The following is an 18,150-nucleotide window of genomic DNA, read 5'->3' as shown; positions in this document are numbered from 1 at the left end:
CACCAGGTTGCCGGTGATCTTGGACTGGATCAGCGAAGAAGAGCTGTTGGCGAAGGCATTCTGCAACACGCTCATCATCACCAGGCCCGGCACCAGGAAGCCGGTGTAGTTCACGCCTGGATAGACCTGCACGCGATCCTGCAGCACGTGGCCGAAGATCAGCAGGTACAGCAGCGCCGTGACCACCGGGGCAGTGATGGTCTGGGTAGCGACCTTCCAGAAAACCACCGGTGCGCCGACTGCTGCGGCGCTGGTCTCGGGCGTGGCGGCTTGTTCGTCGTTGCGCTCGCAGCCGTTGAGCAGCAGCGCTGCCGTCACCGCGGCGATGAGATACCGGAGGCCACCGAAGATGCGCCCGGTCATACCAGATGGCCTGCATCCTGGACTACAGCGCGTTCCAGGCCCGCCTGCTGTGGATGGCGTAGATCGGCCAAGCATTGAGTTCCCCCCGCGGCTAAATTTCTTGTCGTGCAGCAATGCGCCGTGGACCGCTCTCGGGTCTGCGTGCGGCTCGTACTACGCTAGGCCGCTCCCAGCCCGGATTCCAGACCTATGAGAATAATGACAAGAAGTTTGCCAGCTTTTATCCCTTCCTGCACGAAGGCTGTGCGCATTTTTTGTCCTCGCGCCATTTTTTTCACAGCGCACCTACCGCGCTCCTGCTCGCATTGCTTGATCTGGCTACCTGAAGCAATGCTGACGGCCATTTATAATGTGGGCCTCACGCCGTGCGGTCTTACCCGGTTCGTTTTGCTTCATTTTGCTTCACTCAGCTTGCCTCATGGCTACGCCATAGGTGTAGTTGTCTCATCCATTCCACATGCACAAACAAGATACTTCGCTCTCCACGGGCAAATTTCCCCCATGGCTGGCCGTGTTGGCCGCCCTTACCGCGATGGGCGCGCTGGCCATCGACATGTACCTGCCCAGCTTCACCGCCATTGCCCAGGACCTGGGCGTGGGCACCAACCTGGTCCAGTTGACGCTGGCCTCCTTCCTGATCGGCCTGGCGGTGGGCCAGATGTTCTATGGCCCGCTGTCGGATCGTTTCGGGCGCAAGCCACCCTTGTTCTTTGGCATCGCGCTGTATTTCGTCTGTTCGCTGCTGTGCAGCTTCGCTCAGAACATCGAGACCCTGATCGTCTTGCGCCTGTTCCAGGGCCTGGGCGGCAGCGCCGGCATGGTGATCCCGCGCGCCATGGTGCGCGATCGCATGGGGGCCGAAGGGTCGGCCAAGGCGTTCTCGATGCTGATGCTGGTATTCGGCCTGGCCCCCATCCTGGCACCCTTCATTGGCGGCCTGATGCTGGTCTTTGCCAATTGGCGCGGCATCTTCGTGGTGCTGACCCTCTTCGGCCTGCTGTGCATGGTGGGCACGCGCAAGTACCTTACCGAAACGGTCGATGTCTCCCGTGCCCAGCCGCTGCACCTGGGCCGCACGCTGCGCCAGTACTGGGGGCTGTTGCGACATCGCCAGTTCATGTCCTTCGTCTTGTGCGGTGGCCTGGTGCAGGCCGGCATGTTCGCCTACATCGCCGGTGGTCCGTTCGTGGTGATCGAGTTGCATGGCGTCAAGCCGCAATACTTCGGCTTCGTGTTCGCCTCCAACGCCATCGGCCTGATCACTGCCTCACAGATCAATGCGCGCCTGGTGGTCAAGCGTTCGCCTGAACGCGTGCTGGGCAAGGTGCTATGGGTACCGGCCGGATTGGCGCTGGTGGTGGCGCTGCTGGTACTGATCGGCCTGGAAAGCCTGCCGCTGTTGCTGTTCGGTTTCTTCGGCTTCCTCACCGCCTATGGTTTTACCGGTCCCAACGCCACCGCCATTGCCCTGAAGCACCAAGGCCGTCAGGCCGGCACTGCAGCGGCCCTGATGGGCACGCTGCAATTCGGCATGGGCGTGCTCTCAGGGGTGATCATGAGCTTGTGGCATGACGGCACTGCCTTGCCGCTGGTGTCGGTGATGGCCTTCTGCGGCATCAGCGCCTTGCTGCTGTATCACTTCGTGGCCAAGCATGAGCCGGTGACGCCGGCAGTGCATTGAACTGATCGCTCATCGAGCATGAGGTAGCAGCCCGGCCGCGTGCCGGGCTTTTTTTCGTTCTCGGTGTTGGATGCATCGTCCGTTTTCGGGAGTACTTTTCACGTCCGCGGTGCGCCGCTGCCTCATGAACGCTCATCGTCGCCTGCCCGGCTGGTCTGGCTCCAGCCCCTAAAGAACCTTGCAAAGTCTTGCTGTACAAGGCTTTGCGACTGATCGGCAGGTACTTGGCACGCTCATTGCTGAAGAGTTCTTCGCGGTCTGACCAGTCAGGCCAGTGAGGACGCCCCGATGAGTATGCCCAATATTGCAGCACAGACCTTGCAACGCCAGATTCTCTCCGGCACCTATGCCCCGGGAGCGATGTTGCCCAGCCAGCGCGAATTGGCCGAGTCCATGGGCATCAGCCGTGCTTCGCTGCGCGAGGCCTTGTCGATGCTGGAGGCGCTGGGTTTCATCCGCTCCGTTCCCGGCAAGGGCACGCTGGTGAGCGAACGCCAGGAGGGGCGCGTGGCCCCGCCCCAGCCACCGGCCGGTGAAGGCGGTACGAGCGCGGCGGCACTGGACCTGGCCGCCGTGTTCCAGCTGCGTTACACGCTGGAGTCGGCCGCCGCCGCCCTGGCCGCGCGCCACATCAGTGCCCACGCCACGCCGCGCCTGTGGGGGATCCAGGCGCGCTTCGAGGATGCGCTCAAGAATCTGGACCTGGTCAGCGCCTCCCACGCCGACCTGGAATTCCATCAACTGGTGGCCGAACTTTCCGGCAATCCCGCCTTTTCACAGGTCGTGCGCCAGTTCGAGCGCCCCATCAGCCACAGCCTGCGCGTGCCCTTTGCCGACCGCGAACGTATCTGGGCTCCGGCCAGCGAGCACCGCGCCATCGCCGCCGCCATCTCGGCCGGCGACATTGAGGCGGCGCGCCTGGCCATGCAGCAACACATCGTCAATGCGGCCCAGCGTGTGGGCCTCAGTTTTTCTACGCCGTGATGGCCCGTCTTCCGGTTCTGTGTTTGTTGTTGCGCCAATTCCGTTGCATCCGTCGTTTCCATCGTCGTCTCTCAACCAGGAAAGCACCGATATGAAATTCCCCAAGACCGCCACCCTGACGCTGGCCTGTACCCTGGCCTTCGGCGCCTTCGCCAGCCTGCCTGCCCATGCCGAGAAGGTATTGCGCATCGCCATGACCGCCGGCGATATCCCGCGCACACTGGGCCAGCCCGACCAGGGCTTCGAGGGCAACCGTTTCACCGGCATCCCCATGTATGACGGCCTGACGCAGTGGGACTTGTCCAAGGCCGACAAGGCCAGCGAACTGATTGCCGACCTGGCGCTGTCGTGGCAGGTGGAGCCCAAGGACAAGACCAAGTGGATCTTCAAGCTGCGCCCCGGCGTGAAATTCCACGATGGCTCGCCCTTCAACGCCGATGCCGTAGTGTGGAACGTCAACAAGGTGCTCGACAAGAACGCCGTGCAATTCGATCCCAGCCAGGTCGGTGTCACCGCCTCGCGGATGCCCACCCTGCGCTCGGCCAGGAAGATCGATGACCTGACCGTGGAGCTGAGCACCTCCGAGCCGGATTCCTTCCTGCCCATCAACCTGACCAACCTGTTCATGGCTTCGCCCGCGCAGTGGGAAAAGAAGCTGGCCGCGGTGCCGGCCTCGGTAACCGACAAGGCCGAGCGCAGCAAGCAGGCCTGGGCAGCCTTCGCAGCCGATGCCTCGGGCACCGGCCCCTTCAAGATGGCCAAGTTCGTGCCGCGCGAGCGGCTGGAAGTGGTCAAGAACGATGGTTACTGGGATCCGGCACGCCGCCCCAAGATCGACCGCGTGGTGATGCTGCCACTGCCGGAAGCCAACTCGCGCACCGCCGCCCTGATGTCGGGCCAGGTCGACTGGATCGAAGCGCCCGCCCCGGATGCGCTGGATGCCATCAAGGCACGCGGCTTCAAGATCTACTCCAACCCGCAGCCGCACGTCTGGCCATGGCAGTTGTCCTTCCTGCCCGGCTCGCCCTGGCTGGACAAGCGCGTGCGTCATGCCGCCAACCTGTGCGTGAATCGTCCGGCCATGAAGCAATTGCTGGGCGGGCTCATGGGCGAGGCCACCGGCACCGTCGAACCCGGCCATCCGTGGCGCGGCAATCCTAGCTTCCAGATCAAGTACGATCCGGCCGCCGCCAAGAAGCTCATGACCGAAGCCGGCTATTCCGCCGCCAAGCCGTTGACGGTGAAGGTGCAGATCTCGGCCTCCGGCTCCGGCCAGATGCAGCCGCTGCCGATGAACGAATTCATGCAGCAGAACCTGAAGGAATGCTTCTTCGACGTGCAGTTCGACGTCATCGAATGGAACACGCTCTATACCAACTGGCGTATCGGTGCCAAGGACCCGAGCGCACATGGTGCCAATGCGATCAACGTCAGCTTCGCTTCCATGGACCCGTTCTTCGCCATGGTGCGCTTCGTCGATACCAAGGCCGCCCCGCCGACCTCCAACAACTGGGGCTTCTACAGCAACCCCGAGGTCGATGCCCTGATCGCCAAGGCCCGCACCACCTTCGATCCCAAGCAGCGTGACACCTTGCTGGCCCAGCTGCACGCCAAGATCGTCGACGAAGCACCGTTCGTCTGGGTGGCCCACGACACCGGTCCGCGCGCCATCTCCGCCAAGGTCAAGGGGGTGGTGCAGCCGCAGAGCTGGTTCATCGACATCGCCACCATGCACATGGACTGATGCAGCCAGCCCATCAGCGGCGCCGTATCTGCCCCGGCGCCGCTGACGTTTTCTGCACCATGCTTGGCGTTTTCTGCACCAAGCCTATTCCGCAGCACTGCTGCCGCTGCACCTGACCCGTCGCCGGAACTGCCATGATCGCCTACCTGATACGACGCCTTCTCTACGCCCTGCCCATCATGCTGGGCGTGGCCTTCCTCTGCTTCATGCTGGTCCACATCGCCCCAGGCGATCCACTGGTCTCGATCCTGCCACCGGATGCCTCGGCCGATCTGCAGAAGCAGCTCATGGAACTCTACGGATTCAACCGCAGCTATCCCGAGCAATTCCTGAGCTGGGTCTGGCGCGCTCTGCACGGTGATCTGGGCAGCTCCATTGCCACCGGTCGCCCGGTGGCTGCCGAAGTCTTCAAGGCGGTTGGCAATACCTTCATGCTGGCCGCCGTGGCCACGGTGATCGGCTTCGTGTTCGGTTCGCTGTTCGGCTTCGTGGCGGGTTACTTCCGCAATTCCTGGGTGGACCGCGCCGCTTCCTTCATCTCGGTGGTGGGCGTATCGGTGCCGCACTACTGGCTGGGCATGGTGCTGGTGATCGTGTTCTCTTCCAAGCTGATGTGGTTGCCTGCCACCGGTGCCGGGCCCGATGGCTCGGGAGCCTGGGTGTGGGATATCGAGCATATGAAATACCTGCTCATGCCGGCCGTCACCATGTCCTTCATCCCCATGGGCATCATCGCCCGCACCGTGCGCGCGCTGGTGGCCGATATCCTGGCGCAGGAATTCGTGGTCGGTCTCAAAGCGCGCGGCTTGTCGGATGCGGGCGTATTGCGTCACGTGGTCAAGAATGCTGCACCGACCGCGCTGGCCGTCATGGGTCTGCAACTGGGCTACCTGCTGGGTGGCTCGATCCTGATCGAAACCGTGTTCTCCTGGCCCGGCACCGGCTTCCTGCTCAACCAGGCCATCTTCCAGCGCGACCTGCCGCTGCTGCAAGGGAGCATCCTGGTGCTGGCCATGTTTTTCGTGGCGCTGAACCTGCTGGTGGATATCCTGCAGACCATCTTCGACCCCCGTATCGAGCGAGCCTGACATGAATCTTTCCACCCCCGTCTCCTCACTCAAGGCGGCCGAGGCGCCCGCCACCGCCATGCGCCGCTCGCGCGGCCATTGGGCCAACGTCGCTGCGCGCCTGGTGCGCAATCCCGGCGCCATGATCGCCGCCGCCGTGCTGCTGCTGTTGATCGTGGCGGCCATCGCCGCACCCTGGGTAATGCCGGGCGACCCGTTTGCCGCTTCCATGTTCTCGCGCCTGAAACCCATCGGCACCGTCGGCCATCTGCTGGGCACCGATGAACTGGGCCGCGACATGTTCTCGCGCCTCTTGCTGGGTGGCCGGCTGTCGCTGTTCATGGGGATCACGCCAGTGCTGCTGGCCTTCGTCATCGGCAGCGCCCTGGGCATCGTGGCCGGCTATGCGGGCGGCTTCACCAATACCCTCATCATGCGCAGCATCGATATCCTCTACGCCTTTCCCTCGGTGCTGCTGGCCATTGCATTGTCCGGTGCGCTGGGCGCGGGCATCTTCAATGCGCTCACTTCGCTGACCATCGTCTTCGTGCCGCAGATCGCCCGCATTGCAGAAAGCGTCACCACGCAAGTGCGGCGCAGCGATTATGTCGATGCCGCACGCGCTTCCGGGGCCAGCGCCTTCACTATCGTGCGCGCGCACGTACTGGGCAATGTGCTGGGACCGATCTTCGTCTATTCCACCAGCTTGATTTCGGTCTCGATGATCCTGGCCTCGGGTTTGTCCTTCCTCGGCCTGGGCGTCAAACCGCCCGAACCGGAATGGGGCCTCATGTTGAACACCCTGCGTACCGCCATCTACACCCAGCCGTGGGTGGCGGCCTTGCCGGGAGCCTTCATCTTCGTCACCTCGATTTCCTTCAACCTGTTGTCCGACGGCCTGCGTTCGGCCATGGAGGTCAAGCAATGAGTCTGTCTGCCCCTCTCCTCCAGCAAGATCCGCGGGATGTCGGCGGCCCGCGCCAGCCGCTGCTGGGGGTGCGCCAGTTGCTGAAACACTTTCCCCTCAAACAGCAGGGCCTGCCCTGGCTGCGCGGCCCGGCCAATGCGGTGCGCGCGGTCGATGGCGTGAGCTTCGACATCATGAAGGGCGAAACCCTGGGCGTGGTCGGCGAATCCGGCTGCGGCAAATCCACTACCGCGCGCGTGCTGATGCAATTGATCGAGCAGGATAGCGGCGAACTGGTCTTCGATGGCCAGACCGTGGGCTCGCGCGCCATGCCCTTGCGCCAGTTCCGGCGCCAGGCGCAGATGGTGTTCCAGGACAGTTATTCCTCGCTCAATCCGCGCATGACCATCGAGGATTCGATCGCTTTCGCGCCCATCGTGCACGGCCTGCCGGCGCGTGAGGCCATCGCCCGCGCCCGCAGTCTGCTGGCGCGTGTGGGTTTGCAGCCGGAGCGTTTCGCCGGACGCTATCCGCATGAACTCTCGGGCGGCCAGCGCCAGCGCGTCAACATCGCCCGTGCCCTGGCGCTGGAGCCGCGCCTGGTGATCCTGGACGAAGCCGTCTCGGCGCTGGACAAATCGGTGGAAGCCCAGGTGTTGAACCTGCTGCTGGACCTGAAGCAGGAATTCGGTCTCACCTATCTCTTCATCAGCCACGACCTCAACGTGGTGCGTTTCATCTCGGACCGCGTGCTGGTCATGTACCTGGGCCAGGTGGTCGAGGTGGGGCCGGCCGAGCAGGTCTTCGATGCACCCCGGCATCCCTATACGCGCGCCTTGTTGCGCTCCATGCCCAGCATGGACCCGACCCGCCGTACCGAGCAAGCGCCGCTGGCCGGCGACCCGCCCAATCCCATCAACCCGCCACCAGGCTGCCGCTTCCATACCCGCTGCCAGTTCGCACAACCGGTCTGCCAGCAGCGCGCCCCGGCCTTCACCGAGGCACTCCCCCTGCATGGCGTGGCCTGCTTGCGTTATGAAGCCGGCAGTGGCTACGATGCCACTGCCTTTGAGATCGGCATGATGAACCAGGAGCCGCAACATGGCTGACCCCGACAAGCAAGCAATGGTGAGCCTGCGCGACCTGCGCGTCACCTTCCAGGCGCCTGGCAAGACCATCCGCGCCGTCAGCGGGGTGGACCTGGACGTGGCCGCTGGCGAAGTCGTGGCGCTGATCGGTGAATCGGGCTCGGGCAAGAGCGTCACCTTGCGTTCCATCATGCGTCTGCATCCCGAGCAGCGCACCCGTATCGAAGGCCGGCTGCAAGTCGATGGCCGCGACGTGTTGCAGATGACGGGCCGTGAGCTGTCGGCCCTGCGCGGCCATGATGTGGCGATGATCTTCCAGGAGCCGCTGCTGGCGCTGGACCCGGTCTATACCGTCGGTGAGCAGATCATCGAGACCATCCGCCGTCACAAGAAGGTCTCGGCCGCCCAGGCCCGTGCACAAGCACTGGCACTGTTCGAGAAGGTGCGCATCCCCAGCCCCGAACGGCGCCTGGATGCCTATGCGCATGAGATGTCGGGCGGGATGCGTCAGCGCGCCATGATCGCGCTGGCCCTGTCGTGCTCGCCCAAGGTCTTGCTGGCCGATGAACCTACCACTGCGCTGGACGCCACGGTACAGATCCAGATCCTCTTGCTGCTGCGCGAACTGCAGCGCGAGCTGGGCTTGTCCATCATCTTCGTCACGCACGACATTGGCGCGGCCGTCGAGGTGGCCGACCGCATCGCCGTCATGTATGCCGGGCGCATCGTTGAGCAAGGACCGGCAGCGCAATTGCTGAGTCAGCCGCGTCACCCCTACACCATGTCGCTGCTGCAAAGCCGCAGTCACGGCGCCCTGCAAAAGGGCCAGCGCCTGCCGACCATTCCCGGCGCGCCGCCCGACCTGGCCAGACTGCCAGCGGGTTGCGCTTTCGCCGAACGCTGCGCCCATGCCCAGGCGGCTTGCCAGAGCCAGCAGCCGCCCGAGCAAAGACTGGATGCGCAGCATACGGTACGTTGCCTGCGCGCCCAGGAACTCCAGTTGGCTACCGCCTGAGTGGCGGTACCTACCACCCTCTTCGACCAGACAAGGAAACCGCATGAGTGCTGATGCCTCTACCGCCCGCTGCTTCGTCCCCTATCCCTTCGTGCCGCAGCCCCAGGTCAGCACCGGCCCGCTGGCCGGCGTGCGCCTGGCCGTCAAGGATATCTTCGATGTGGCTGGTTATCCCACCGGTTGCGGCAACCCGCACATGCTGGCCATGTCCGGTATCAAGAACAGTTCGGCGCCGGCCGTGCAGGCACTGCTGCAAGCGGGCGCGCAATTCGTCGGCAAGGTCTATACCGATGAGCTGGCCTTTTCCATGAATGGCAGAATGCCCATTTCGGTACCCCGCGCAATGGCGGGGCGCCCGATCGCATTCCGGGTGGCTCCAGTTCCGGTTCGGCTTCGGCGGTCTCCAATGGCCTGGCCGAACTGGCGCTGGGCACCGATACCGGTGGTTCGGTGCGCGTGCCGGCCAGCCATTGCGGTCTGATCGGACTGCGTCCCACGCATGGCCGCGTTTCGTTGGCGGGCGTCATGGAACTGGCCGGCAGCTTCGATACCTGCGGCTGGTTTGCGCGCGAGATGGGCCTCTTCAGCCGTGCCGGCGATATCTTGCTGGGCCAAGACAGCATCGAGCTGCCCGAGCAGCCGCGCGTGATGGTGGCCGCCGATGTGCTGGCCCTGCTGGAGTCGCGCGTGCAGGCGGTGTTCTCGCAGACGCTGGACCGCCTGGCCGGCGTGATCGGCACGCCGCAGCCGGTCAAGACCGCGACCCCGTCCTTCGATACGCTGTATTGGGCGTTCCGTCATATCCAGGGCTATGAAGCCTGGCAAGCCCATGGCCAACACATCCGTCGCCACGACTTCCAGCTCGGCCCCGGCGTGGCAGAACGCTTCACCTGGTCGGCCACCATTACACCGCAGCAGATGGCGCAGCACAGTGCGGTGCGTGCCACCTTTGCCGAAACCTTCACACGCCTGCTGGGGCGCGATGGGGTGCTGCTCTTGCCCAGCGCACCGGATGTGGCACCGCTGTTGACCGATTCCGAGCAGTCGCTGGAAAACTATCGCAACCAGGCCGTGCGCATGTTGTGCCTGGCGGGGCTCTCGGGTTGTCCGCAGATCTCGCTGCCGCTCATGCGCCTGGATGATGCTCCCTTCGGCCTGTCGCTCATCGCACCACCGGGCAGCGACCGTTCCCTGATCCGCTATGCCGCGAGACTGATGCATGAATGCGCCTGAGGTCCAAGGTCGGCGGCGTGTGATCCTGGCGCAGCCGCTGACGCCCGAGGCCTTCGCCCCCTACGGCCACCTGATCGCGCCGGGGCCGCTTGAGCGTGACATCAACTTCGGCACCACCCGCCGCTACGATGACGTGGCCAGGCTCGATGTACAGGAGCAGGGAGGGCGCGCCTGCGTGGCGATCTTCCGCACCGATGCGCAGACCCATCAGGCTCCCTATCCCCTGCGCGCCTTCGAGCGCCACCGGCTGGGCAGCCAGAGCTTCATCCCCATGGGGGCAGCGCGTTGCCTGGCCGTGCTGGCCGGCGATGGCGAATGCCCTGATGAGTCGGCCATCGCCGCCTTCGTGATCGAACCGGGGCAGGGCGTCACCCTGCGCCGTGGGGTCTGGCACCACCCCTTGATCACGGTGGGGGCGGCCGATGTGCTGGTCATCGAGCGCCTGGCGGCAGAAGAGGATTGCCAGGTCGTGATGCTGACCATGCCTGCCGAAGTCCATCTGCCCTAGCTGCGGCGAACTGTTCAGCCCCCAAGCCGGCCCCGGCGAATCCTGCAATAATGGCGAATTGTCACCGTGGTGACCATTTTTTGCTGATGTCCACACCGGCTCCGGTCGCGTGCTCATCCCGCCTTCTTGCCCATGCCTTATGCCGTCTGTGCCTCCATCCTGTGGGGCTTGTTTCCGCTGTACTTCAAGCTGCTCAAGGAGGTTCCCTCCTTCGATATCGTGGTGCAGCGCCTGTTCTGGTCCTGCGTGTTCCTGCTGGCGGTGCTGGCCTGGCGCCGGCAATGGCGCTGGATAGTCGAGCTGGCCAAGCGGCCGCTGGTGGTGGGTGGCTGCCTGCTCTCGGCGCTGCTCTTGAGCGGCAACTGGACTCTGTATGTGTGGGCGGTCAATGCCGGGCGCATCGTCGATACCAGCCTGGGCTATTTCATGAGCCCCCTGATGAGCGTCTTCATGGGCTACCTGATCCTGAAGGAAAAAATGCGCCCGCTGCAATGGCTGGCCGTGTTCCTGGCGCTGGGGGCGGTGCTATGGCTGACCATTGCCAATGGCAGCCTGCCGTGGATTTCGCTCTTGATCGCGCTCACCTTCGCCTTCTATGGCCTCTTGCGCAAGACCGCGCACCTGGGCGCGCTCGAAGGCCTGTCGCTGGAAACCCTGCTGATGCTGCCGCTGGTGCTGGTGATCCTGGGCACGGACAGCTTGCGCGACAGCAATGCCTTTACCCATGCCTCCACCACGGCCAGGATCCTGCTGATCCTGTCGGGGCCGATCACCGCCGTGCCCTTGCTGCTCTTTGCGCATGGCGCGCGCCGCATTCCGCTGTCGATGCTGGGCCTGATCCAGTACATCTCGCCCACCATCCAGCTATTGGCCGGCGTGCTGGTCTATGACGAGCCCTTCGTCGGCGCGCGCGCCATCGGCTTTTGCGTGATCTGGGCGGCGCTCGCGGTATACTCCGCCGAAGGCTTGTGGCGCTACCTGCGCAGCCGCGCGCAAAGCTCGGCCGAGCCCAGCGCCGGCGGCGCCTGAACGCTGCCCTATCGTTTCCCCTCTTACTGGCAACTCATACCATGGCCCAATACGTCTTTACCATGAACCGCGTCGGCAAGATCGTGCCGCCGAAGCGGCAGATCCTCAAGGACATCTCGTTGTCCTTCTTCCCCGGCGCCAAGATCGGCGTGCTCGGCTTGAACGGCTCGGGCAAGTCCACCCTGCTCAAGATCATGGCCGGCATCGACAAGGAAATCGAGGGTGAAGCCATCCCGATGCCCAACCTTAACATCGGCTACCTGCCCCAGGAACCGCAGCTCGATCCCGACAAGACCGTGCGCCAGGAAGTCGAAAGCGCCTTGGGCGAAGTCTTCGAAGCCCAGGCCAAGCTGGACGCGGTCTATGCCGCCTATGCCGAGGAAGACGCCGACTTCGACGCCCTGGCCACCGAACAGGCGCGCCTGGAAGCCATCATCGCCGCGGCCGATGGCAACAGCCTGAACCAGCAGCTGGAAATGGCCGCCGACGCGCTGCGCCTGCCGCCCTGGGACGCCAAGATCGGCGTGCTCTCCGGTGGTGAAAAGCGTCGCGTGGCGCTGTGCAAGCTGCTGCTCTCCAAGCCCGACATGCTGCTGCTGGACGAACCGACCAACCACCTGGACGCCGAATCGGTGGACTGGCTGGAGCAGTTCCTGCAACGTTTCCCCGGCACTGTGGTGGCCATCACCCACGATCGCTACTTCCTCGACAACGCCGCCGAATGGATCCTGGAACTGGACCGCGGCCACGGCATCCCCTGGAAGGGCAATTACAGCTCCTGGCTGGAACAGAAGGAAGCGCGCTTGAAGCAGGAAGAAGCCAGCGAATCGGCGCGCCAGAAGACCATCGCCAAGGAACTGGAGTGGGTGCGGCAGAACCCCAAGGGCCGCCAGGCCAAGAGCAAGGCGCGTCTGGCCCGCTTCAACGAACTGTCCGAATACGAATACCAGAAGCGCAATGAAACCCAGGAAATCTTCATTCCCGTGGCCGAGCGCCTGGGCAATGAAGTCATCGAATTCAAGAACGTCAGCAAGGGTTATGGCGACCGCCTGCTGATCGACGATCTGAACTTCAAGATTCCGGCCGGCGCCATCGTCGGCATCATCGGCCCCAACGGCGCCGGTAAGTCGACCCTGTTCCGCATGTTGGCCGGTCGCGAGACCCCGGACAGCGGCGAAGTCGTGCTCGGCCCCACCGTCAAGGTATCGCTGGTGGACCAGTCGCGCGAAGACCTGGGCAACAAGAAGACGGTCTTCGAAGATGTCTCCGGTGGCGCCGACATCCTCACCGTGGGCCGCTTCGAAATGCCCTCGCGCGCCTACCTGGGCCGCTTCAACTTCAAGGGCGGCGACCAGCAGAAGATCGTCGGCAACCTCTCCGGTGGTGAGCGCGGCCGTCTGCACCTGGCCAAGACCCTGCTGCAGGGCGGCAACGTCCTGCTGCTGGACGAACCCTCCAACGACCTCGACGTGGAAACCCTGCGCGCCCTGGAAGATGCGTTGCTGGAATTCGCCGGCACCGTGCTGGTGATCTCCCACGATCGCTGGTTCCTGGACCGTATCGCCACCCACATCATCGCCTTCGAAGGCGATTCGCAGGTCACCTTCTTCGACGGCAACTATCAGGAATACGAAGCCGACAAGAAGAAGCGCCTCGGTGAAGAAGCCGCCAAGCCCAAGCGTATCCGTTACAAGCCGGTTACGCGTTGAGCGCTTGAGCGATGTGCACATGAAGACGCCGCTGGAATCGCACTGATCCAGCGGCGTTTTTTTCGCGCCGGTGCGGCCCGGCCTGGACCAGGTTCCCACCCTCTCCCGGCAACCGGGAAAGTGGTCGGAGAGTGGCAGGAACGCGGCAGGAAAGCGCCCGCAGGGGTAGAATCACGCCCTTGCGCCCACCAGGCGCCTGGTCGACAAGAGGCTACCGCTTTATCTGGCGAGTGAAGACCTCTGCGCCCCTTCGCGTGATCCGCGCATTCCATGACAATAAAACGCGCCACCCAGCCTCGCTTGCCATCGAGTGCATCGAGTACGTGCAGTGCCGGGACTTCATCCATCATTCATCCATCGCCATGCTAGCCATCATCACCCGCCTCTTCCCCGTGTGGGCGCTGCTGCTTTCCGCCGCCGCCTACTTCTCGCCGCCGACCTTCACGCCCATCGGCAAGTACATCACCCAGTTGCTCACGCTGATCATGCTGACCATGGGCGTGACCCTTACGGTGGACGACTTCAAGCGCATCATCAAGCGCCCCGCGCCGGTGGCCGCCGGCATCATCCTGCACTATCTGGTCATGCCGCTGGCGGCCTGGATCATCGCCAAGGTGCTGCACATGCCGCCCGACCTGACGGCTGGCATGGTGCTGGTCGGTAGCGTGGCCTCCGGCACCGCCTCCAACGTGATGATCTATCTTTCGCGCGGCGATGTCGCGCTGTCGGTCACCATCTCTACGCTGTCGGCCCTGGTCTCCGTGTTTGCTACGCCCCTGCTGACCGAACTGTACGTGGATGCCTCCATCCACTTCGATGCCCATGCCATGCTCATGTCCATCGTCCAGATCGTGGTGCTGCCCATCGCCGTGGGCCTGGTGCTGAACCTGTTCGCGGGCAATCTGATCCGTCGTATCGAACCCTATCTGTCGCTGGTATCGATGGTGGCCATCCTGCTCATCATCGCGGCGGTAGTGGCCGGTAGCCAGGCCAGCATCGCCTCGGTCGGCCTGGTGGTACTGGTGGGCGTGATCCTGCATAACGGCCTGGGTTTGCTGGGCGGTTACTGGGGCGGTCGCCTGCTGGGCTTCGACGAAGCGGTCTGTCGCACGTTGGCCATCGAAGTCGGGATGCAGAATTCCGGCCTGGCTGCGGCGCTGGGCAAGCTCTACTTCACGCCGGTGGCGGCCCTGCCCGGCGCCCTGTTCTCGGTGTGGCACAACCTGTCGGGGTCGCTCTTGGCCGGTTACTGGCGCGGACGGCCACCGCGCGACTGAGTCCATTCGTTCATATCGACGACAACGGCCCGCTTCCCCATGGGAACGCGGGCCGTTGTTCATGCGGCGCAGATGCGCCTACAATCCGCCATCACTGCGCGTGATCGTCCACATTCTTCACATTGCATATTCGCCAAGGAAAGGGCATTCCATGCAAAAACGCAAGTTCCTCCGTCTGGGCGCCTCGCTGCTGGCCGCTCCCGCGGCGCTGCCAGTGCTGGCCGCCGAGCGCAAGGCGGCGGCCATGTCCGGCCCGGTCCTGCTGACCGTCACCGGCGACATCGGCAACGCCAATCGTGGTCCCCTCGATCCAGCGCTGGACCAGATGATGGCCAAGCAAAAGCTCAGTTTCGACAAGGCCCACGTGTTCGATTTCGCGGCGCTCTCGGCCCTGCCGTCGGTGGAAATCCATCCTACGCTGGAATACGATGGCCGCCGCCACAGCCTGCGCGGGCCCTTGCTCTCGGAAGTGTTGCGGGTGGTGGGTGCGCCCGCCGCCATCCAGAACTGCGCCGTGCGCGCCGTGGATGGCTATGCAGTGCTGGTCTCGCCGGCCGATATCGCCAAGTACCGCTTCATCGTCGCCACCCACCTGGATGGCAAGCCGATCCCGCTGGGGGGCCTCGGCCCGCTGTGGGCGGTGTATGACGCCGACAGTATCCCGGAGATGGCCGCACGCCCGGTCTCGGAGCGCTTCGGCCAATGCCCCTGGGGCTTGTACCACATCGCCGTGCGCAAGGCCTGATGCAGCGCTTGATGCAGCGCTTGATGCAGTGTGGGCAGCCTAGGCAGCGCCTCAGACGTTGATGGCGCTGTCGGACTTCATGCGCTTGCGCAGCTCGAACTTCTGGATCTTGCCGGTGGAGGTCTTGGGCAGCGGGCCGAAGTAGATCGCCTTGGGCACCTTGAAGCCGGCCAGATGGCTGCGGCAGAACTCGGTCAGTTCGACCGCGCCGGTCTCGGCACCTTCCTTGAGTTCGACGAAGGCGCAGGGCGTCTCGCCCCACTTCTCATCCGGCTGCGCCACTACGGCCGCGGCCAGGACCGCCGGATGGCGGTACAGCACATCCTCCACTTCCACGCTGGAGATGTTCTCGCCACCGGAGATGATGATGTCCTTGCTGCGGTCCTTGATCTTGATGTAGCCATCGGCATTCATCACGCCCAGGTCACCGGTATGGAACCAGCCACCGGCAAAGGCTTCGTGGGTGGCGCGGTCGTTCTTCAGATAACCCTTCATGCAGATGTTGCCACGGAACATGATCTCGCCGATCTCCTCGCCATCGGCGGCGACCGGCTCCATGGTGTCGGGCGAGAGTACCGTCACGCCGCTTTGCAGGTGATAGCGCACGCCCTGGCGCGACTTCGCTACCGCGCGCTGGTCCACCGACAACGCGCTCCAGGCATCCTGTTCGGCGCACACGGCCGCCGGCCCATACACTTCCGTCAGACCATAGACGTGGGTCAGCTCGAACTGCATGGCCTCCATCTTGGCCAGCACTGCCGCTGGCGGCGGTGCCCCGGCCACCATCGCCTTGACCGGACCACGGATGCCGGCACGCCAGCCCTCGGGCGCATTGGCCAAGGCCGCGTGGACGATGGGCGCAGCGCAGTAATGGGTGATGCCATGCTCGGCGATGAGGTCGAACACCAGCTTGGGCTCGAACTTGCGCAGGCACACGTTGACCCCGGCACGGGCCGCCACGGTCCACGGGAAGCACCAGCCATTGCAATGGAACATGGGCAGCGTCCACAGGTAGACCGGGTGCTTGGGCAAGTCCCATTCAAGGATGTTGGATACCGCATTCAAGGCCGCGCCGCGATGGTGATAGACCACGCCCTTGGGGTCGCCGGTGGTGCCGGAGGTGTAGTTCAGCGCAATCGCATCCCATTCGTCAGCGGGCATCTTCCATTCGAAATGTTCGTCGCCCGTGGCCAGCAGGGCTTCGTATTCCAGATGGCCGAAACGCTCGCCGGCCACCGCGGGCGGCCCTAGTTCATCGAACACTTCGACGATCTTCAGGCCCGGCAACTGGGTGCGCAACTGCTGCGCCAGCGCGGCGAATTCGCTGTCGATCAAGAGCACCTTGGCCTCGCCATGGCGCAGCATGAAGACGATGGATTCGGCATCGAGCCGGATGTTGAGCGCATTCAATACGGCGCCGGCCATCGGCACGCCGAAGTGCGCCTCCACCATCGCCGGGGTATTGGGCAGCATGGCCGAGACGGTGTCGTTCTTGCCCACGCCCAACTGCTGCAGGGCGCTGGCCAGGCGGCGCGTGCGGCGATAGGTCTGGTCCCAGTTCTGGCGCAGCGCGCCGTGGAGGATGGCGGTGCGCTGGCCATAAACGGCCGCCGCACGTGCGATGAAATCGATGGGGGTGAGGGCGGCGTAATTGGCGGCGTTGCGGCCAAGGCCGGTGTCGAAGTCTGCCATGCTGGTCTCCTTGCAGCGGAAAGGGGGCGGCCTGTGCATTTTTTATCAGCCGCCTGATACTCAATGATCGTCTAGGGTAGCACCGAAGCACTCTTGCGCTTTGTCATCCCGACGACAAGGCTGACATGCGACAATGTTCACCGTTTTCTTCATCTCCCTCTTCCTTTCCATCCCATGAGCAGCCCGATGGCGCAGCTTCTGCAGCAATACGACTGGTTCGCCGCGCTGGCGCCGGAACATCGTGCGCTGGCCGCCGCCACTACCCAGCTGGCACGCTATGCCGCCGATGCCTTCGTGGCGCGGCGCGGGGAGCTCTCGCAATACTGGATCGGTGTGCATGAGGGCTTGATCAAGCTGGCCGTCTACAACATCGATGGCCGCAGCAGCACGCTCTCGGGCGTGCCCGAAGGCGGCTGGTGCGGTGAAGGCAGCGTCATCAAGCGCGAGCCGCGCCGCTATGACGTCATCGCCATTCGCGCCTCGCAGATCCTGCTGGTGCCGGCCGACACCTTCCATCGCCTCATGGCCGAGAGCCTGCCCTTCAATGCCTTCGTGATCGGCCAGTTGAACGAGCGCATGGGCCAGTTCATCGCTACCGTGCAGAACGAGCGCCTGCTCGATGTCGATGCCCGTGTGGCGCAGGCTATCGCGCAACTGTTCCATCCCATGCTCTATCCACGCACTTCCAAGGTGCTGGAACTGTCGCAGGAAGAGATTGGTCTGTTGACCGGCCTGTCGCGCCAGCGCGTGAACCAGGCCATGCGCCGCCTGGCCGAACTGGGGCTGGTGGAGATTTCCTACCAGAGCATCCGGGTGGTCGATCTGGATGGCTTGCGCGCCTTCGGCATGGCTTCGCTATGACGGGCTTGTCACCCCGGCGACAGTCTGTGCACCGCGCCTGTCTTAAGATCGGCCGACCCTCCCGGAGTTGACACATTCATGGCCATCGTCACCCATCATCATCTGCAATTGCGTGAGTTGCGTTTTGCCGCACCGGCGCGGGTGCGGCTGTGGAAGGGCGCGGCCACGCTCAGAAGCGGTGGCGCCACGGTGGAGTTGCGCCAGGGCGAAGAGTTTCACGGTGCCATCCTTCGTGCGCTTTTCCTGC

Annotated in this window: 15 protein-coding genes and 2 pseudogenes; 14 read left to right on the top strand and 3 right to left on the bottom strand. The window is 64.1% G+C overall.

The window, feature by feature from the left end; all coding sequences use genetic code 11:
• Together I5W_RS33780 and I5W_RS27330 are read right to left on the bottom strand one after the other, a co-directional pair.
• A pseudogene (locus I5W_RS33780) lies at positions 1–363 on the bottom strand (hypothetical protein); the annotation flags it as partial.
• A 158-nt stretch (positions 364–521) separates the two neighbouring features.
• Positions 522–707: a hypothetical protein gene (locus I5W_RS27330; RefSeq protein ID WP_044531627.1), complete on the bottom strand. Its 186-nt coding sequence runs from the start codon at positions 705–707 to the stop codon at positions 522–524.
• Between the two features lie 113 nt (positions 708–820).
• Between I5W_RS27330 and I5W_RS27325 the strand changes: the two genes are divergently transcribed.
• The 13 genes and pseudogenes from I5W_RS27325 to I5W_RS27265 all read left to right on the top strand — a co-directional run bounded on the left by I5W_RS27325 (position 821) and on the right by I5W_RS27265 (position 15,350).
• Positions 821–2,044, top strand: a complete 1,224-nt coding sequence (locus I5W_RS27325; RefSeq protein WP_044531626.1) for a Bcr/CflA family multidrug efflux MFS transporter — start codon at positions 821–823, stop codon at positions 2,042–2,044.
• A 288-nt stretch (positions 2,045–2,332) separates the two neighbouring features.
• Positions 2,333–3,028: a FadR/GntR family transcriptional regulator gene (locus I5W_RS27320; protein WP_017452815.1), complete on the top strand. Its 696-nt coding sequence runs from the start codon at positions 2,333–2,335 to the stop codon at positions 3,026–3,028.
• A gap of 91 nt (positions 3,029–3,119) precedes the next feature.
• Positions 3,120–4,772 carry an ABC transporter substrate-binding protein gene (locus I5W_RS27315; protein WP_044531625.1) on the top strand — a complete coding sequence of 551 codons (1,653 nt, stop codon included), beginning with the start codon at positions 3,120–3,122 and terminating at the stop codon, positions 4,770–4,772.
• A gap of 134 nt (positions 4,773–4,906) precedes the next feature.
• Positions 4,907–5,860 (top strand): ABC transporter permease, encoded by a 954-nt coding sequence (locus tag I5W_RS27310; protein ID WP_017452817.1) that lies wholly within the window; start codon positions 4,907–4,909, stop codon positions 5,858–5,860.
• Between the two features lies 1 nt (position 5,861).
• Positions 5,862–6,767 (top strand): ABC transporter permease, encoded by a 906-nt coding sequence (locus tag I5W_RS27305; protein WP_044531624.1) that lies wholly within the window; start codon positions 5,862–5,864, stop codon positions 6,765–6,767.
• Positions 6,764–7,855 (top strand): ABC transporter ATP-binding protein, encoded by a 1,092-nt coding sequence (locus tag I5W_RS27300; RefSeq protein WP_044531623.1) that lies wholly within the window; start codon positions 6,764–6,766, stop codon positions 7,853–7,855. Before I5W_RS27305 ends, I5W_RS27300 begins: the two co-directional genes overlap by 4 nt.
• On the top strand, positions 7,848–8,849 hold the full coding sequence (locus I5W_RS27295; protein WP_044531622.1) for an ABC transporter ATP-binding protein: 1,002 nt from the start codon (positions 7,848–7,850) through the stop codon (positions 8,847–8,849). Before I5W_RS27300 ends, I5W_RS27295 begins: the two co-directional genes overlap by 8 nt.
• A 43-nt stretch (positions 8,850–8,892) precedes the next feature.
• Positions 8,893–10,082, top strand: a pseudogene (locus I5W_RS27290) (amidase).
• Positions 10,069–10,590: an ureidoglycolate lyase gene (locus I5W_RS27285; protein ID WP_026052113.1), complete on the top strand. Its 522-nt coding sequence runs from the start codon at positions 10,069–10,071 to the stop codon at positions 10,588–10,590. The pseudogene I5W_RS27290 and the gene I5W_RS27285 overlap by 14 nt, the downstream one beginning before the upstream one ends.
• Before the next feature lie 132 nt (positions 10,591–10,722).
• Entirely contained in the window at positions 10,723–11,619 is an 897-nt protein-coding gene (gene rarD, locus I5W_RS27280) for an EamA family transporter RarD (RefSeq protein WP_017452823.1), read from the top strand.
• A gap of 41 nt (positions 11,620–11,660) precedes the next feature.
• Entirely contained in the window at positions 11,661–13,328 is a 1,668-nt protein-coding gene (ettA, locus tag I5W_RS27275) for an energy-dependent translational throttle protein EttA (protein WP_017452824.1), read from the top strand.
• 362 nt (positions 13,329–13,690) lie between these two features.
• Complete coding sequence (panS, locus tag I5W_RS27270) at positions 13,691–14,605, top strand: ketopantoate/pantoate/pantothenate transporter PanS (protein ID WP_044531629.1); 915 nt, start codon at positions 13,691–13,693, stop codon at positions 14,603–14,605.
• 151 nt (positions 14,606–14,756) lie between these two features.
• A complete protein-coding gene (locus I5W_RS27265) occupies positions 14,757–15,350 on the top strand; it encodes a molybdopterin-dependent oxidoreductase (RefSeq protein WP_044531621.1) in 594 nt (197 codons plus the stop codon).
• Positions 15,351–15,401: 51 nt separating this feature from the next.
• Here the strand turns inward: I5W_RS27265 and I5W_RS27260 are convergent, their stop codons facing one another.
• A complete protein-coding gene (locus I5W_RS27260) occupies positions 15,402–17,042 on the bottom strand; it encodes an acyl-CoA synthetase (protein ID WP_044531620.1) in 1,641 nt (546 codons plus the stop codon).
• Positions 17,043–17,228: 186 nt separating this feature from the next.
• Between I5W_RS27260 and I5W_RS27255 the strand changes: the two genes are divergently transcribed.
• Positions 17,229–17,903, top strand: a complete 675-nt coding sequence (locus tag I5W_RS27255) for a Crp/Fnr family transcriptional regulator (protein WP_044531619.1) — start codon at positions 17,229–17,231, stop codon at positions 17,901–17,903.
• Positions 17,904–18,150 lie beyond the last annotated feature (247 nt).

It is taken from the genome of Herbaspirillum sp. B65, assembly GCF_000333555.1.
Taxonomy (GTDB): Bacteria; Pseudomonadota; Gammaproteobacteria; order Burkholderiales; family Burkholderiaceae_D; genus Herbaspirillum; species Herbaspirillum rubrisubalbicans.
This window is presented reverse-complemented; position numbering and strand designations above follow the sequence as displayed.

Bases quoted from the DNA above. Each gene is read 5' to 3' on its own strand.
- I5W_RS27330 (WP_044531627.1), bottom strand. From the start codon at position 707: ATGGCCGTCAGCATTGCTTCAGGTAGCCAGATCAAGCAATGCGAGCAG.
- I5W_RS27325 (WP_044531626.1), top strand. From the start codon at position 821: ATGCACAAACAAGATACTTCGCTCTCCACGGGCAAATTTCCCCCATGG.
- I5W_RS27320 (WP_017452815.1), top strand. From the start codon at position 2,333: ATGAGTATGCCCAATATTGCAGCACAGACCTTGCAACGCCAGATTCTC.
- I5W_RS27315 (WP_044531625.1), top strand. From the start codon at position 3,120: ATGAAATTCCCCAAGACCGCCACCCTGACGCTGGCCTGTACCCTGGCC.
- I5W_RS27310 (WP_017452817.1), top strand. From the start codon at position 4,907: ATGATCGCCTACCTGATACGACGCCTTCTCTACGCCCTGCCCATCATG.
- I5W_RS27305 (WP_044531624.1), top strand. From the start codon at position 5,862: ATGAATCTTTCCACCCCCGTCTCCTCACTCAAGGCGGCCGAGGCGCCC.
- I5W_RS27300 (WP_044531623.1), top strand. From the start codon at position 6,764: ATGAGTCTGTCTGCCCCTCTCCTCCAGCAAGATCCGCGGGATGTCGGC.
- I5W_RS27295 (WP_044531622.1), top strand. From the start codon at position 7,848: ATGGCTGACCCCGACAAGCAAGCAATGGTGAGCCTGCGCGACCTGCGC.
- I5W_RS27285 (WP_026052113.1), top strand. From the start codon at position 10,069: ATGAATGCGCCTGAGGTCCAAGGTCGGCGGCGTGTGATCCTGGCGCAG.
- rarD (WP_017452823.1), top strand. From the start codon at position 10,723: ATGCCTTATGCCGTCTGTGCCTCCATCCTGTGGGGCTTGTTTCCGCTG.
- ettA (WP_017452824.1), top strand. From the start codon at position 11,661: ATGGCCCAATACGTCTTTACCATGAACCGCGTCGGCAAGATCGTGCCG.
- panS (WP_044531629.1), top strand. From the start codon at position 13,691: ATGCTAGCCATCATCACCCGCCTCTTCCCCGTGTGGGCGCTGCTGCTT.
- I5W_RS27265 (WP_044531621.1), top strand. From the start codon at position 14,757: ATGCAAAAACGCAAGTTCCTCCGTCTGGGCGCCTCGCTGCTGGCCGCT.
- I5W_RS27260 (WP_044531620.1), bottom strand. From the start codon at position 17,042: ATGGCAGACTTCGACACCGGCCTTGGCCGCAACGCCGCCAATTACGCC.
- I5W_RS27255 (WP_044531619.1), top strand. From the start codon at position 17,229: ATGGCGCAGCTTCTGCAGCAATACGACTGGTTCGCCGCGCTGGCGCCG.